General features: G+C 70.1%; 12 protein-coding genes. 8 read left to right on the top strand and 4 right to left on the bottom strand.

Annotation, left to right across the window (positions count from 1 at the left end; translation table 11 throughout):
- Positions 1–101: 101 nt before the first annotated feature.
- Entirely contained in the window at positions 102–863 is a 762-nt protein-coding gene (locus OG371_RS40985; protein ID WP_091614502.1) for a DeoR/GlpR family DNA-binding transcription regulator, read from the bottom strand.
- Between the two features lie 278 nt (positions 864–1,141).
- On the opposite strand from OG371_RS40985, the gene pfkB reads away from it, so the two are divergent.
- Entirely contained in the window at positions 1,142–2,074 is a 933-nt protein-coding gene (gene pfkB / locus OG371_RS40980; RefSeq protein ID WP_329062060.1) for a 1-phosphofructokinase, read from the top strand.
- Between the two features lie 117 nt (positions 2,075–2,191).
- Here the strand turns inward: pfkB and OG371_RS40975 are convergent, their stop codons facing one another.
- Both OG371_RS40975 and OG371_RS40970 read right to left on the bottom strand, forming a co-directional pair.
- The gene (locus OG371_RS40975) at positions 2,192–4,930 is read right to left on the bottom strand and encodes an ATP-binding protein (protein ID WP_329062058.1); all 2,739 of its coding nucleotides are present in this window, start codon (positions 4,928–4,930) and stop codon (positions 2,192–2,194) included.
- Between the two features lie 191 nt (positions 4,931–5,121).
- Positions 5,122–7,920 (bottom strand): AAA family ATPase, encoded by a 2,799-nt coding sequence (locus OG371_RS40970; protein ID WP_329062057.1) that lies wholly within the window; start codon positions 7,918–7,920, stop codon positions 5,122–5,124.
- Between the two features lie 1,530 nt (positions 7,921–9,450).
- Here OG371_RS40970 and OG371_RS40965 point away from each other — a divergent pair.
- Positions 9,451–10,062, top strand: a complete 612-nt coding sequence (locus tag OG371_RS40965; protein ID WP_329062054.1) for a helix-turn-helix transcriptional regulator — start codon at positions 9,451–9,453, stop codon at positions 10,060–10,062.
- Positions 10,063–10,173: 111 nt separating this feature from the next.
- Here OG371_RS40965 and OG371_RS40960 read toward each other — a convergent pair whose 3' ends face one another.
- Positions 10,174–10,935 (bottom strand): DeoR/GlpR family DNA-binding transcription regulator, encoded by a 762-nt coding sequence (locus OG371_RS40960; RefSeq protein ID WP_329062053.1) that lies wholly within the window; start codon positions 10,933–10,935, stop codon positions 10,174–10,176.
- 392 nt (positions 10,936–11,327) lie between these two features.
- Here OG371_RS40960 and OG371_RS40955 point away from each other — a divergent pair, with 392 nt between their 5' ends.
- The 6 genes from OG371_RS40955 to OG371_RS40930 all read left to right on the top strand — a co-directional run bounded on the left by OG371_RS40955 (position 11,328) and on the right by OG371_RS40930 (position 15,905).
- On the top strand, positions 11,328–12,431 hold the full coding sequence (locus tag OG371_RS40955; RefSeq protein ID WP_329062051.1) for a PTS mannitol transporter subunit IICB: 1,104 nt from the start codon (positions 11,328–11,330) through the stop codon (positions 12,429–12,431).
- Between the two features lie 61 nt (positions 12,432–12,492).
- On the top strand, positions 12,493–12,801 hold the full coding sequence (locus tag OG371_RS40950) for a PTS lactose transporter subunit IIB (protein WP_329062049.1): 309 nt from the start codon (positions 12,493–12,495) through the stop codon (positions 12,799–12,801).
- Positions 12,782–13,246 (top strand): PTS sugar transporter subunit IIA, encoded by a 465-nt coding sequence (locus OG371_RS40945; RefSeq protein WP_442876038.1) that lies wholly within the window; start codon positions 12,782–12,784, stop codon positions 13,244–13,246. Before OG371_RS40950 ends, OG371_RS40945 begins: the two co-directional genes overlap by 20 nt.
- Positions 13,243–14,298, top strand: coding sequence for a zinc-dependent dehydrogenase (locus tag OG371_RS40940; protein WP_329062045.1), 1,056 nt, complete (start codon positions 13,243–13,245; stop codon positions 14,296–14,298). Before OG371_RS40945 ends, OG371_RS40940 begins: the two co-directional genes overlap by 4 nt.
- A 200-nt stretch (positions 14,299–14,498) precedes the next feature.
- Positions 14,499–14,705 carry a DUF5988 family protein gene (locus tag OG371_RS40935; RefSeq protein WP_329062043.1) on the top strand — a complete coding sequence of 69 codons (207 nt, stop codon included), beginning with the start codon at positions 14,499–14,501 and terminating at the stop codon, positions 14,703–14,705.
- Positions 14,706–14,870: 165 nt separating this feature from the next.
- Positions 14,871–15,905, top strand: coding sequence for a GDP-mannose 4,6-dehydratase (locus OG371_RS40930; RefSeq protein WP_329062041.1), 1,035 nt, complete (start codon positions 14,871–14,873; stop codon positions 15,903–15,905).
- Positions 15,906–16,116: the final 211 nt, after the last annotated feature.

The following is a 16,116-nucleotide window of genomic DNA, read 5'->3' as shown; positions in this document are numbered from 1 at the left end:
GCCGGGCGTGTCCCGCCTGGTCGCGCAGGTCGCCTCGCTCGGCTCCGCACACGACGGTTCGGCGGTTCCCGGCAACTGAGCGCAGGCCCGGTCAGCTGGAGTCAGGCAGTGATGACAGTAGGCCCAGCCGCACCGATCTCGGCGGCGACCGCGGAGTCGATGCCCGCGTCGGTGATGAACGTGTCGATGTCGCTGAGGTTGGCGAAGCGGGCGAAGTGGTCGTTGCCGACCTTGGTGTGGTCTGCCAGCAGGACGGTGCGGCGCGCGCTGGCGATGGCGGCGCGCTTGACCATGGCCTCGGCGGAGTCCGGGGTGGTCAGGCCGCGGTCCGCGGACACGCCGTTGGACGCGATGAAAGCGACCTCGACGAAGGTGTCCTGAAGCGCCTGCAAGGCCCATCCGTCCACGGACGCCAGAGTGCGGCTGCGCAGCCGCCCGCCGACGAGCATCACGGTCAGGTTCGGGCGCGTGGTCAGGGTCAGCGCGATGCTGACGGAGTGGGTCACCACGGTCAGCTCGCGGTCCGCGGGCAGGATCTCGGCCAGCCGCGCGGTGGTGGAGCCGGCGTCCAGCAGGATGGTGCCCTCGTCGGGCAACTCGGCGAGCGCGGCCTTGGCGATGCGCTCCTTCTCGGCGATCATCACGCCTTCACGGGCGGCCAGCGCAGGCTCGAAACCGAGGCGCTCCACCGGGATCGCGCCGCCGTGGACGCGCCGGAGCACCCCGTGGCGTTCGAGCACGGTCAGGTCGCGGCGGATCGTTTCGGTGGTGACGGTGAACTCGTCGGCCAGCGCGGTCACGTCGACGCGGCCCTTGGCGCGGGCGCGTTCGAGGATGATCTGCTGTCGTTCCTCCGCGTACATCTCCACCACCTCTGGCCCCTCGACTCGGTGACGTGTGAGTTTATGTGGTTTTCTGCCTGACCGCAACATACCTACTTCCGGGCTCACGGCGTCGTCCAGCTGGTCTACCCGCGGCATCCGTGCCCGAAAGCACTTGATTAATGTGGGAAGACCCGCGGACACTTGAAAAGCAACGTGAAACCATGCAAAATCACCTCCAATACCGTAGAAAACCAAGCTCGAACCCTCGCCGCACCGAGGGGCTGTGAAGACGTCCCGACCGGGGGTTTGAAGTGATCGTGACCGTGACCGCGAACCCCAGCCTCGACCGGACCCTGGAGGTGGCCGGGCTGCTGCGAGGGCAGGTGCACCGCATCTCCGCCGTCCACGTCCAGCCCGGTGGCAAAGGGGTCAACGTCGCGCGAGCGCTGGTGTCCAACGGCGTGCCGGCCCGGGCGATCGTCCCGACCGGCGGGGTCGAAGGCCGGCAGCTGATCGCGCTGCTCACCGACTACGACATCGAGGTGTGCCAGGTCCCGTCGGCCGGCCCGGTGCGGATCAACGTGAGCGTGGTCGAGCCCGACGCGACGGTCACCAAGCTCAACGAACCCGGCGCCACCCTCAGCGACACCGAGGTTTCGGACCTGCTCGACGCCATCCTCGGCAACATCGCCGACGCCTCGTGGGTGGTGCTCGCCGGCAGCCTCCCGCCCGGGATCGACCCCGCGTTCTACGCCGAGGTCATCCGGCGCCTGGACGGCCGCGGCATCCGGGTCGCGGTGGACACCAGCGGACCCGCCCTGCGCGCGGCCGTGGCCGCCGGTCCCGCGCTGATCAAGCCGAACCGCGAGGAGCTCGAAGAGGTCGTCGGCCGCAAACTGCCCACGGTCGCCGACATCGGCGACGCGGCACGGGAACTACGCGACTCCGGCGTCGGAACGGTCTTGGCCAGCCTCGGCGGCGACGGCGCCCTCCTGGTCGACGGCGAGGGCGTCTGGCACGCCGAGGCACCCGCGATCGTCCGCAGCTCGGTCGGCGCCGGCGACGCGACGCTGGCCGGTTTCCTCGCGGCCGGGGCCCACGGGTTTTCCGCGCTGCGCCAGGGAGTTGCTTGGGGCGCCGCGGCAGTGTCGTTGCCGGGCAGCACGATGCCCCGGCCCGCCGACATCCGCCCGGAGTCGGTCCGGGTCCGCGCCCGAATCGACGGCGGACGGCTGCTTCAGGCCGGTTGATCAGTCCGATGTGGACGGGTGAGGCCGGTCCAGCGCGGCCGTCAGCGCCCTGTGGCCGGGCACCCCGGCCATGTCTGTGCCCGGACCGATGGCGGACGGCTGCTGCAGGCTGCCTGATCAGTCCGATGTAGACGGCGGAAGCCGGTCCAGCGCAGCGGCCAGCGCACTCCGCCCAGGCACCCCGAGCTTGCGATAAACGCTGGTGAGGTGCTTCTCCACGGTACGCGGAGTCACGTCGACCTCCTCAGCGATCAGCTGATTGGTCAGCCCCTGCGCGGCGTACTCGGCGATCCGCCGTTCCGAGCCGGTCAGCTCGCCGCGGGGCGCCGGGGACGGGGACGTTCCTCCGGCGGCGGGGACGAGCCAGGGAGTGTCGTGGTCCTGCTCCCGTCGGCGGCGGGATTCGGCGTCGCTCTGGCCGAGGCGCTGGGCCAGCAGCCGGCCGGTTTTGGTCTGCTCCAGGCGGTTGACCGAATCGTTGAGCACCGCGGCCGAGCGCCGGAGCAGCTCGATTCCCGCGGTGCCCTCGGTGATGGTGCCCCAGACCCGCAGCGCCCGGCCCTGGCCCTGCGGCGTCCCCCACTCGACGGTGCGGGCGTGCTCCTGTTCGATCAGCTCCTCGGCGGCCGCCCGCTGGCCGAGCCGGTGGTGCAGCAGCGCCGCCCAGCTGCGCCACGGCACCAGCTCGGGATTGCGCCACCCGGCGGCGTCGAGTTCACGGCCGCAGGCATGGAAATACTCCAGCGCCACCGCGTGATTCCCCGCGGTGGCGGCGATTCCGCCGCGCACCAGCTTGCCCAACCAGGACGCGCCACCGGCGTTGTACTCGGCGCAGCGGCCGAGCAGCCGGGCGGCCGTGGTGGCGTCGCCGGTGCCCATCGCGGCGAGCACCAGCGCATGCGTGCTGCCCTCCGACGCCGACGAGAGCGAGGAGTTCGCCAGGTCCAGTGCCAGCCCGGCGAGGCCGGCCGCCTCGTCCGGCTTTCCGCGGCGCACGGCGATCAGCGCCCGCTGCACCGCGACGAACGCGCGGGCGGCCGGGGCACCGACCTCGCGTTCCTGGGCGGAGACCAGGTCCAGCCAGGCGCCGGCCTCATCCAGCGCGTCGGCGAGGACCAGCGAACGCACGACCAGCGGGGTCGCGGTGTGGACCTGTTCCAGCGCGGCCGGTTCGTGCCGGAGGATCCGTTCGCCCAGTTCGGTCACCCGCGCCGAGCCGGTGCCCGACATCGTGGCGGCGAACAGCAGCGAGCCGATCAGCTCACGCTCGCCGGCCGTGTCCTGCGGCGGCTGCTCGCCGAGCCCGGCCAGCCGGTCGACGGCGTCGGCGAGGTCGGCGGGGTCACGGTGGCGCGCGTACCGCACCCGGGCTTCGAGCTTGAGCGAGATCTCGCGGGACTCGCCGGACAGCCCGGCCGGGTCGCCGAGTTCGGCACGCAGCCCTTCGAGCAGTTCCACCACCGGCCCCGGATGCCGGCCGAGTGTCAGCGGTTCGATCCGGACGGCCGCCCGGCCGCGGTCCAGAGTGGACTCGAACAGCGGCAGCGCCTCGGACAGGTGCTGCGCCGAAAGGAAAGGGTCGAAACGGCGCTCCGCGGCGGACAGGTCGACCAGCAGCCGGGCCCGGCCGGCGTCGTCGGGCGGGCAGCTCAGCAGGGCCCGCCGCAGGTACCGGGTGGCGGCCCCGCAGTCGCCTCGCGCTCCCGCCGAGCGCCCGGCCGTCCGCAGCACGTCGACGGCCCAGGGCGCCGGCGGGTGGTCGGCGTGGACCAGGTGCGCGGCGACGTCTTCGGCCGGGGAATCGCAGCCCTGCAACAGTTCGGCGAGCTTCGAGTGCAATGCCGCCCACTGGTCGGTGGCCATCGAATGCTCGACGGCGTCGCGGACCGATGGGTGGACGAACCGGTGCGGGGGCTCGTGGCCCAGCAGCCCGAGCCGGGTCAGCGAGTCCGACGCCGCGTCGCAGCCGGCTGGGTCGAGGCCGGCCAGCGCGCACAGGAAGTCGCGGCTGTCCCGCTCGCCGAGCACGGCGAGCGCGTGCGCGAACCGCCGCACCGGCTCGGGCTGGGACCGCAGGCAGGCCATGATGCGCTGGCGCAGCGCGGAAGGCCGGAGCAGGCGCGCGGCTTCGGCGTGCTCGGCGATCGGGTGATAGCCGAGCCGGCGCAGCTCGGCCAGGATGGACATCAGGAACAGCGGGCGCCCGGCCGAGGTTTCGTGGCAGCAGCGGACGAAGCTGTCGTCGCCGGGCTCGCCGAACTCCTCGGCGACCGCGATCCTCGTGGCCACCGGCGAAAGCGGCCCGAGGGTGACGTTCCCGGCGGCGCGTCCGGCCAGCTCGCGCAGCGCGGGCCGGCCGCTCAGCGGGTCGCCTTCGCGCACCGTGACCACCACGACGATCGAGAGGCCGTCGAGCTGCCCGGTCAGCCGGTTCAGCCAGTCGAGTGAGGCGTCGTCGGCCCAATGCGCGTCGTCGACCAGGATCAGGAGCGGAGTGTGCCCGCTCGATTCGCGGACCAGCTGGTGCAGGTTCTCCAGCACCTGCTCTTCGGCCGTTTCGGCGAACGCCCGGGGCTTCGGCTCGGAAAGGCCGAGCAGCAGCGCGGAATCGACGAGCTGGTGCGCCATTCCGTACGCGAAATCGCGTTCCGGCAGCGCGCAGCCGGCCTGCAGCGCGGGCACGCCTTCGCCGAGCGCGTGCTCCCGCATCGCGTGGAGCAGGTGCGACTTGCCCGCCCCCAGGGGCCCGCCGAGCACGAGCAGCTGACCGCGGCCTCTCCGCGCCTCCCGCAGGGAAGCAGTCAGCGACTCGATTTCGGGTTCCCGCTCGAGCAGCACGTGGTCCAGACTCCTCACGGAATTCGACGGCAGTGCACCAGCTTAAGGACGGGGGTGGTGGTTGTCGATCGACCGGTCGGTCGGCGGCGCCACCGCCCGTCACAGGAAGTCAAGCGCATGGGGCGCCGATAAATCACTAGTGTTATCGGGCCTGGACAGGGTTTCCGCAGCGCTCGCCGGTACGCGCGGGTGAAATCGTGGAGGGAAGCTCAGCGTTCCACGGGTTCGCGCTCGAGCGCCGCACGCAGCCCGGCGCGTCCGGTGACGTCCAGTTTGCGGTAGATCTTGGTCAGGCGCAGCTCGACCGTCCGGGTGGTGACCGAGAGCGAGTCCGCGATGTCCGCGTTGGACCAGCCGGAGACGGCCAGTGTGGCGAGGTTTTCTTCGGACTGGGTAAGCGTTCCGTGCGGTGAGACGGGCGCGGTGGCGGCCGGGGTCGCCCGCCGCGAGGCGAGCAGCTCGGACAGGCGAGCCACTTCGAGCCGGAGGTCGTCCGCCCAGTGCAGCGAAGCCACCTTTTCGGCTTCGCGGAGCAGCGCGGCCGCTTCGTCGAGCTGACCGGCGTCGATCCGGACCGCGGCCAGGTCGGTCGCGGCGGCGGCGAACCGCAGCCGGGCCGGGGAATCGCGCAGCAGCCGCACGGCTTCCTCGAGGTCGTTCGTGGCCTCGGTGCCGTTCATCGCCCGCCAGGCGTCGAGGTGGGTCGAACCCAGCGTGCTCGGGGCGCCCCATTCCTTGGCCAGCCGAAGTTCTTCGCTGACCAGCCGGAGCGCGGGGGTGATCGCGCCGCAGCCTCGGTGGGCCATCGCGGCGAGGGTGCGCCAGCTCGCGATGGCCGGGTTCGTCCACTGCCGCGTCGAGAGCAGCCGCCCGGATTCCTGGAATGCCCGCAACGCGGCTTCCGGCTTGCCCGAAGCCAGGTCCACGGCTCCGCGCGCGCACAGCAGATAGGACCAGCCGATGCCGTGTTCGGCGTCCGGGAGCAGTTCCACGGCGGCCGCGCGCGCGGCGAGGTCGAGCTGGCCGCGGTCGAGGTTCAGCGCGATTTCGAGGCCGAGCAGACCCGTCAGCGCTCGCGGGGCCCAGCAGCTGAGCGGGAGCTGGGCCCGCGCGGCGACCAGGTCGTCGGCCGCCTCGTTCAGCCGGCCGCACCGCCGGACTACCGCCGCCCGCGCGACGAGCGCCTGTGCGGCCGCCGCCCGGGCATCGCGCCGGCGGGCGTCGGCGAGCACCCGGTCCAGCCCGGCCAGCGCTTCGGCCGTGTCGTCGGCGTACATCAGGGCGACGCATGCGGCCACGCGCGTGCTCAGCGGGCGTTCCCGGTCGCCGTCCCGGCTCAGCCCGACGCGGGCGAGCGCGCGGGCCCTGGCCCGCCCGCGGCCGCGGCACGCGAGCTGGAACGCGACGACCGCGGCCTGCGCCGGATCGGTCGGCAGGTCCGGCAGATCGGGCAGGGAGTAGGCCGGGAACGCCTCCTCGCCGGCACTGTCCTCTTCGGCCAGTGTGCCCAGCGCGATCAACGGGGCCAGCGCCGCCGGGTCGAGGTCGGGCCGCGCGCAGACGGTCGCGATCACCGGCCCGGAGGTCGGCGCGTCCCCGCGGGAGAACAGCAGATCGGCGGCGGGGACCAGCAGGGCGCCGTCGGACGCGCCGTCGGTGGACAGCAGAACCTGTTGCAGCCGCCGGTCGCTGCCGTCCGGGGACTCCCGGAGTTCGGCCGCGGCGAGGTCCACCAGCAGGGCCCGCCGCTGGGGTGGGTCCAGCGGCTCGCGCAACGCGCGGTAGAGCAGCGCGGGGGTGGCCGACGCGCGGCCCTCGAGACGGCTGCGAGCGACCGCTCGCGTCAGCACCTCGACCACCCACGGCTCGCCGATCGGTGAAGTGTCGAGCAGGAGCCGGCCCAGTTCGAGGTCGGCGATCGCCGCGTGGTGCCCGAGGTGCGCGGCGCGGGCGTAGAGGTCCCGGCGGACGGTCACCGGCAGGCCCGCCAGCACCTTCGCCGCGATCTGCGCGGTGGCGGGGCGTGGACCGTCCGAAGAGGACGCGAGGCCGTTGCTGACCAAGAGCCCGAGCGACCTGGCGGTCGGCGTGCCCCGTGGTGCGGCGAGTTTCCGCACGAGCTCGAAGTCGAGGCCATCACCGGCGACGGCCATCGCGCGCAGGAGGGCGAGCGCGTCCGCGGGAAGGTCCCCGGTGAGGTCGTCGAGATACTGCCCCATGGCTTCGGAGGCGCGAAGCGACAAGGCGGGCAGCTGGTCGGCGCCGGCCCGCAAACCCAGCAGCGCGAACCGTTCGGCCACGGACTTGAGCACGGCCGGGAGGCCACCGGTGGTGGTCAGCGCGTGCGCGACGAACTCCTCGTCGACCGGGCCGGGGCACTCGGCCTCGATCAGCGTGCGGACGCCGGTTTCGCTGAGCGGGCGCAGTTTCAGCGTGCGCGACGGCACCACCTGGCTGCCGTCGGCGGGCCACGGCCCGTCCCCGGGTTCGTCGCCGAGTTCGGGTGAGTCGCCCCGGACCGCGCAGACCAGCACGGCGGGCGTGGTGTGCAGCCGCCGGATCAGGGAGCTGATCCACCGCCGCGACGCGGGATCGGCCCACTGGGCGTCGTCCACCGCGATCAACAACGGCTGTTTCCGGGACAGGGCAAGGAATTCGTCGATCTGGGCGGGTTGCTCACCCGCGCCGTCCGCCGGGCCGGGCCGCCGGTTCGAGGTGAGCGCGGTCGTGAGCTGAGCGATGAGGCTGTGGGGGAGTTCCGCGTCGGCGCGCGAGCATCGGACGTGAAGGGAGCGGATACCGGCGGCCCTCGCCAGTGCGACGGTTCGGCGGAGCAGCGCGCTGCGGCCGGTGCCCGGGCGCCCGGTGAGGGTGAACACCGAGGACTGCCCGGAATCCAGTGCTGCCAACGCATAGCGGAAGATCTGCTCTTCGCCCGCGCGCTCCACCAAGGCCTCGGCGGGGGCGCTCGCGCCGCCGTTCGGCAGGAGCGCGGGGGACAGGTTCACGGTCGCGCGCACCACTCTTGCCGGAGGGCGATCGGAAACCGCCGGCTCGGACATGATCGCCTCCCGTCCTGTCTCGGACCTACACTGACCTGGGCTGGCTCGCTGGCGCGTCTGGGTGCGCGAGCGGGGAAAACGGTGCTGGGTGGGGAAGTCCGCTCAGTGGCGCTGACCGGGTGGGGACCACTGTGGGGCCGGACCTCGTTGTCCGTGAAGGCGGCGCCGGGTGGGAAAAAACCGGCCGGGGCGTCACCGGCAGCTGGGCGGCCGGGTGGCGCAACGGTGTTTCGGTTGTCCCGGACCTGATCGGCGGAGCCGAGATGATCACGTCCCTTCCGGCGTCTCCCAGGCGGGGTGCGGCGGGTGATGGGTAACCCGTTCGAGCGAGCGGTGCGGACCTCACTGTAATGAGGGCAATGTTGGTTTGCAACTCACTTGATGTCGGTTTATGCCTGTTCGTCCGGATCATCGGCCTGCGTTTACTTGCGTAGCGGAAGTGTTGCGGTCAAACGCGAATAAGATTCCACATCTGCTGGTCACCCTGTGCTAGATGTCCCCCGTATCCCAAATGCCGGTTATCCCCGCTAGGTCCGGGCGTCGGCCGGCCCGGCCGAGGGCTTGGGTACGTGCTGGTCAGGCGGGGTGTCAGGGGAGGCTTCTGGTCAGTACGGGATTAAACGAAGGTAAAACCATGCACAGGGCTTGCGAACCAACATCAAGGCCACTACTGTCCTCGAGAGGGTGACGTAAGGGAGCCGATCGAGTGCTCAGCGCAGCGGGCAGCTCGGGTCGGCGCGGCGAAGCGGAAGGGGAGCGAACCGGGAGGTCAGGGCCTTCGGCCCGCCTGGGCGAGTCCGGAGGATGCGCACGTGAGGGCAGGTCACCGTGCGCATCGTTTGGCCGGTGTTCTCGCCGCATTCGGCTCGAGCCGGTTTCCGCTTTGCTCACCTTGAACGTTTTGGTGCCTTTTGCTGAACCGCGTCACTGGCTGTCGCCAAATTCCGCGCGCGGCCTTCCGGTGAAGTGCCCCGGAATGGCGAACGTTAAATGTGCATCAAGTCCGCTCGATGCTTTTCCTCGTGCGCTCGATCAACACCACACTGTTGATTAAATCGCGCGGTTGGAACGCTGTCTTTCCGGCGGGTGAACGCCCGCCGTCCAGTTCACGGTCATCGGTACGTCCGGGCAAGATCGTCGCCCTTTGCGCCATAAAACCTGGTCAGGGCCTTGGATCCGGCCGAACGCCGGCGATCTTCGGGGTACCGAACCGCACCGAACCCCGCCCCCCGCATCCGAACCATGGGGGCGCACAACCACAGTGTTTGGCTTTGTTCTTGGTTTCTTGTTGACTTGTTTTGGCGGGCGCGCCCATAGTGTGAAAAGAACGACATGGGGTGAGTTCTTCCCAGCACAACAGGATCTTCAGTTCAGTGGAGAGAGGAATGGTCATCGATGAGTACGGACGCCGCAGCCAGCTTGGTTCCCCGGACGAGCCGCGCGATTTCGGAGACCCGGCCCGTAAGTTCTGTCGACGTGTTCCGCCCGTTCTTCGACCGGTCGGGGATGTGCCTGGCGAGCCTCGACGCCCGGGTCCGGGTCGTCGAGGCGAACGTCGACTTCTTCCGCCAGTTCGGCCGCTCGGCCACGGAGGTGTGCGGCCAGAGCTTCTACGACCTGCTGCACCCCAGCGTGCGGGAGAAGGTCGAGCAGCAGTTCGCGCGGCTGACCGAGGGGCGGCGGGTGCGGTTCGCCGAGCGGATGGTCGCCGTGCGCCCGGGCGAGCCGGCGTTCGCCGGTGAGCTGACCGGGATCGCCGTGCACGGGGAGAACGGGCAGGTCGAAAGCATCATGGTGATGGTCCGCCCGGAGAAGTACGAGCGCGAGCCGCAGGTGCTGACCGGCCGCAAGAAGCTGCTCACCGCCATGGACGCGCGCATCCTCGAGGGGGTCGCCTCGGGGGTGTCGACCGTGCAGCTCGCGGCGATGCTGTACCTGAGCCGGGGCGGGGTCGAGTACCACGTCAGCACCCTGCTGCGGAAGCTGAAGGTGTCGAACCGCCCGGCCTTGGTGTCCAAGGCTTATTCGATGGGGATCTTCGGGGTCGGCTCCTGGCCGCCGCGCGTGCTGCCCGACTACGTGAAGTAACAGTAGTTGCCCCTCGGAGGTCTTGTGCTCCAGAACCGTGCCGGAGAAGCCAGGGTGCCCGCCCTGGCTTTCCGCATGCGCCGGGACCGGGGGAGTTTTCCTTGCCACGCCTCAGACTGTGACGATGCGCGGGCCCGCTTCGCCGAGTTCGGCCGCCATCCGCTCGTCGAGGCCGGCGTCGGTGATGAAGGTGTCGATGTCCTTCAGCTCGGCGAACCGGGTGAAGTGATCGGTGCCGACCTTGGTGTGGTCGGCGAGCAGGACGCAGCGCCGGCTGCTCGCGATCGCCGCCCGCTTGATCATCGCCTCCGCGGCGTCCGGGGTGGTCAGCCCGCGCTCCGGCGAAACGCCGTTGGTCGCGATGAAAGCCACTTCGACGAAGGTGTCGCTCAGCGCGTGCAGCGCCCAGGCGTCGACGGTGGCCAGCGTCCGGCTGCGCAGCCGCCCGCCCACCAGCATCACGGTGAGGTTCGGGCGCGCGGTGAGCGTGAGCGCGATGTTGACCGAGTGGGTCACGACGGTCAGCTCACGGTCGTTCGGCAGCTCGTCCGCGAGCTTCGCGGTGGTGGTACCCGCGTCGAGCAGGATCGTGCCCTCGTCCGGGAGCTCCCGGAGCGCGGCCTTCGCGATCCGAGTCTTCTCCTCGATCATCACGGACTCGCGTGCCGCGACCGCGGGTTCGAAACCCAGCCGCTCCACCGGGATCGCGCCGCCGTGCACCCGCCGGAGCACCCCGTGGCGCTCGAGGATGGTCAGGTCGCGCCTGATCGTCTCGCTGGTCACGGCGAACTCGTCGGCGAGCGCCGCGACGTCGACCCGGCCACGGGCGCGAGCCCGATCCAGGATTGCCTGCTGCCGTTCCTCCGCGTACACGGGCCGACTCCTTCCGCACGAGGCGGTATCGGATGTGAGGTTATGTGGTGTTTGTGGCCTTGGCAACAAACCGTCTACATCGGAGCACCAGATTCCTCTTGTTCTTCAACGATACCCACGGAACATGTGTGCGGAAGCAAACCGTGCCAACGTGGGAACCCACGTGAACGAAGTCCAAGTCACCCAAGGCCACGACGCGCTGCCACCGACCGGCCATTGTGGACAGTTGGTACTGCCGTCGCGCCGAAGAAGATCGCCAGAGCGTCGCCATGGTTCTGCCCGGGCGCATCAGCCGGCCACCGGCCGGCCGCACCCGGTTCCCGCCTCGCTGCCGAGCCCGAAACGCGGCAGTGGTCCAGTCCGCTCGAACGCAACGCTGGGAAGGGTCAATGATGACGAAGACGGAAGTGGCACCGAGCAGGTCGGTCCAGGCGCGGGTGGTGGTGCAGCGGTTCGGCGGCCGGCTCGCCGGCATGGTCATGCCGAACATCGGCGCGTTCATCGCGTGGGGCCTGATCACCGCCCTGTTCATCCCGGCCGGGTGGACCCCGAACGCGCACATCGCCCAGCTCGTCGACCCGATGATCAACTACCTGCTGCCGGTGCTGATCGGCTACACCGGCGGCCGGATGGTCCACGGCCAGCGCGGCGCGGTGGTCGGCGCCGTCGCCACCATCGGCATCGCGGTCGGCGCGTCGATCCCGATGTTCCTCGGCGCGATGATCGTCGGCCCGCTGGCCGGCTACCTGGTGAAACTGTTCGACGAGCACCTCGGCCACCGCAGCGCGCCCTCGTTCAAGATGCTGGTGGACAACTTCAGCGCCGGCATCATCGGCGCCCTGATGGCGGTGCTCGGCATGCTGGGCATCGGGCCGGTGGTCCAGTGGATCACCCAGGGCCTGGGCAACGGCGTGCAGGCGCTGATCAACGCGCACCTGCTGCCGCTGGTGTCGGTGATCGTCGAGCCGGCCAAGATCCTCTTCCTCAACAACGCGGTCAACCACGGCATCCTCGGCCCGCTCGGCATCGCGCAGGCCGCGCACGCCGGCAAGGCCGTCGAGTTCCTGATCGAGCCGAACCCGGGCCCCGGCCTCGGCATCCTGCTGGCGATCACCTTCTTCGGCAGCACCAGGGCGGCCCGCGCGACCGCGCCCGCCGCGATCATCATCCAGTTCTTCGGCGGGATCCACGAGATCTACTTCCCGTACGTGCTGGCCCAGCCCCGGCTCGTGCTCGCCGCCATCGCCGGTGGCGCCTCCGGCGTCCTGTTCTTCAGCCTCACCGGTGCCGGGCTGGTGGCCACCCCGTCGCCCGGCAGCATCATCGCCGTGCTCGCGATGACCCCGAGCGGCAACTACCTCGGCGTGGTCCTCGGGGTGGCGGTCGCCGCCGGAGTGTCCTTCGTGGTCGCCTCGGCGCTGCTGAAGTTCGGCCGGGGCAAGGAAGATTCCGAGAAGGCCGTGCAGGTCTCCGCCGGTGGGGCCCTGCCCGCGTAACCCGTCAGTCCGCCCGCTTAGCCGTGTACCTCAGTGCTGTACCTCAACGAGGAGAGTGTCGATGAGCACGATTCAAGGTTCCGACATCAAGAAGGTCATCATCGCCTGCGACGCCGGGATGGGCAGCAGCGTGATGGTCGCGGCGCAGCTCGCGAAGCGGCTCAAGCCGTACAAGGTCAAGGTCGAGCACACCCCGGTCAACGAGATCCCCGAGGACGCCCGGCTGGTCCTGTGCCAGGACTTCCTGGTCGCCAGCGCGCGCAAGGGAGCCGCGGAAGCGGTGATACTGGGGTTCCAGAGCTTCCTCGGCGACCCGGTGTTCGACCAGGTGGAGGCGGCCATCCGGGACGGTGGTCACCTTGCCGACTGAGTACGCGCTGCTGGACGCCGCCGGGATCAAGTTTGGCCGGACGGCCACCAGCCGGTCGGACGCCGTCGACCAGGTCGGCCGGACGCTGCTCGAAATCGGTGCGGTGGAGCCGGCTTACCTGCCGGCGATGCACGAGCGCGAGCGGCTGGTGTCGACCTACGTCGGCGAGGGTGTCGCGATCCCGCACGGCACCGACGAGGCCCGGCGGCACGTCCGGCGCACCTCGCTGGTGGTGCTGCAATTCGCCGAAGGCGTGGACTGGGGCGGCAACGACGTGCGGCTGTGCGTCGGCATCGCCGCCAACGGCAACGAGCAGGTGGGCATCCTCGCCTCGCTCGCCGGGGTCCTGGTGAACGCCGAGCTCGCCGCCCAGCTCCGCGAGGCTAAGGACGCCGAAACGGTGATCCGCATTCTGCAGTCGACGAACGAGGAGTCAGATCAGTGAAGGTCGCGCGTTTTTACGCCCCGGGTGACATCCGCATCGAAGAGGCACCGGAGCCCTCGCCGAAGGCCGGTGAGCTGAAGATCAAGGTGCACAACACTTCGACCTGCGGCACCGACCTGAAGATCTTCCGCCACGGGCACCACCACATCGACCCGCCGCGCGTGATCGGGCACGAGATCGCCGGCGAGGTCGTCGAGGCCGGCGAAGGCGTGAGCGGCTGGGAGGAGGGTGCCCGGGTCCAGGTCATCGCCGCCATCCCGTGCGGTGACTGCGCGGAGTGCCGGCGCGGCCGGATGACCGTGTGTCCCAACCAGCTCTCCATGGGCTACCACTTCGACGGCGGTTTCGCCGAGTACATGATCATCCCGGAGAACGTGCTCAAGGTCGACGGTGTCAACCGCATTCCCGATTCCCTGGGCTACGCCGAGGCTTCCGTCGCGGAGCCGTTCGCGTGTGTCCTCAACGGACAGACGCTGGCCGGGGTCGGGGACGGTGACGTCGTGGTCGTGATGGGCGCCGGCCCGATCGGCTGCCTGCACGTCCGGCTCGCCCGTGCCCGCGGGGCGGAGGCGGTGTACCTGGTCGAGCTGAACCAGAGCCGGCTCGACATGGCGGCGAACCTGGTCAAGCCGGACGCGGCCATCTGCGGCTCGGAGGTCGACGCGGTCGAGGAGGTCCTGGCGCTGACCTCGGGCCGCGGCGCCGACGTGGTGATCACGGCGGCGGCGTCGGGCAAGGCCCAGGAGGACGGCCTCAAGATGGCCGCGCGCAGCGGGCGGATCAGCTTCTTCGGCGGGCTGCCGAAGGACAACCCGGTCATCGCGTGCGACTCGAACCTGGTGCACTACCGCGAGCTGACCATCGTCGGCGCCAACGGCTCCACGCCGTACCACAACAAGCAGGCGCTGGACCTGATCGCCACCGGCGCGGTCCCGGTCGACGACCTGATCACCCACCGGCTGCCGCTGGACGGCGTGCTCGACGCGATCCGGATCGTCAGCAGCGGCGAGGCCATCAAGGTGACCATCGAACCCGGCCTCGCCCCGGCTTGAGCGCCGCGGCTGGCTGCTCGGCGGATCGGGGATCTCGAGGACACCCGATCCGCCGGGCTCACTGTCCATCGTAGACACCACCCCGCGCGGAAGCTCTAGGGGAAAAGCCAGTGTTGGCCCGCGGCTGTGGACCTGGCCCGGCGGTGAAGCGCACTCTGTTTCGAAACAGGGCTCTTCCGCTCGGGAAAGGGATGATCGTCATGGGCAGCTTGCGGATCGTGCTCACCGGTGGCCCGGACCGGCTCCACGACGGGTGCGTCGAGGAAGTCGACAACCTGGACGACAAGGTGAAGATCTCGTTCGCCTCGGGGTACGAGCACTTCTCGCACAGCGGCGAGGTCACCGAGGTGGACGGCGCCGTGCTCCCGGTGTTCCACTGGTGCGAGCGGACCAAGATCGCGGAGTAGGCCCGGTGCACCGCTGTCCATAACGGACGGATCGAGTCCCGGAAGTCTCGGAAAATCCTTGGTGTGCCGGGCATTCGTTGACACTCCATCGCCGCCCCTGTCACGGTCGGGCCGGATTCGTCCGCGCACAGAGGCGACTCATCCTTGGTCGAGATAGGGGTAAACATGTCCAGGCGCGCATTGATCACCGGGATCACCGGTCAAGACGGCTCGTATATGGCCGAGCACCTGCTTTCACAGGGCTACCAGGTGTGGGGCCTGATCCGGGGGCAGGCGAATCCGCGCAAATCGCGGGTCAGCAAGCTCGCCGCCGATCTGAACTTCGTCAACGGCGACCTGCTGGACCAGGCCAGCCTGGTCTCGGCCGTCGACAAGATCCAGCCCGACGAGGTCTATAACCTCGGCGCCATCTCGTTCGTGCCGATGTCCTGGGAGCAGGCCGAGCTGGTCACCGAGGTCAACGGCATGGGCGTGCTGCGCATCCTGGAGGCGATCCGGATGGTGAGCGGGCTGTCGATCAGCTCGCGCCCGCCGGCCACCGGCCAGATCCGGTTCTACCAGGCGTCCTCTTCCGAGATGTTCGGCAAGGTGATGGAGACGCCGCAGTGTGAGACGACGACCTTCCACCCGCGCAGCCCGTACGGCGTGGCGAAGGCGTACGGCCACTACATCACCCGCAACTACCGCGAGTCCTTCGGGGTCTACGGGGTGTCCGGGATGCTCTTCAACCACGAGTCCCCCCGGCGCGGGGCCGAGTTCGTGACCAGGAAGATCTCGCTGGCGGTGGCCCAGATCAAGCTGGGCCTGCAGGAAAAGCTCCACCTGGGCAACCTCGACGCGGTCCGCGACTGGGGCTTCGCCGGCGACTACGTGCGCGCCATGCACCTGATGCTGCAGCAGGACGTGGCCGACGACTACGTGGTCGGGACCGGCGAGATGAACTCGGTGCGCGACGCGGTGCGGATCGCGTTCGAGTGCGTGGACCTCAACTGGGAGGACCACGTGGTCATCGATCCGAAGCTGGTGCGCCCGGCCGAGGTCGAGACGCTGTGCGCGGATTCCAGCCTCGCGCGGAAGGTGCTGGGCTGGGAGCCCACCGTGAGCTTCGAGGAGCTGATGCGCATGATGGTCGAGGCCGACCTGCGCCAGGCCACCCGCGAGCAGCGCTTCGACGACCTCTCGCTGACCGGCGCCTGGTAGCCCGCGCCCGCTGTCGGCAGTCTAGGGATTTTCCGGCCGGAGCAGGGCGAGACTGGCGTTGATTTCAGGTGACTGATCCGACCGAAAGTAGGCGGCACGGGCTGCAGCCGACTTACGGAGAAGTACCCGTTTCCGCCGTGGCTGCCGTCGGATCAGTCACGGGGGACACAGTGTGCCACAGGGACTTGTGACGCGGGCCGCCGCTTGCGGT

Origin of the sequence: Amycolatopsis sp. NBC_01480, assembly GCF_036227205.1 — a bacterium.
Classification (GTDB): domain Bacteria; phylum Actinomycetota; class Actinomycetes; order Mycobacteriales; family Pseudonocardiaceae; genus Amycolatopsis.
The sequence above is the reverse complement of the archived record's forward strand: the minus strand, read 5'-3'. Positions and strand labels throughout refer to the sequence as shown.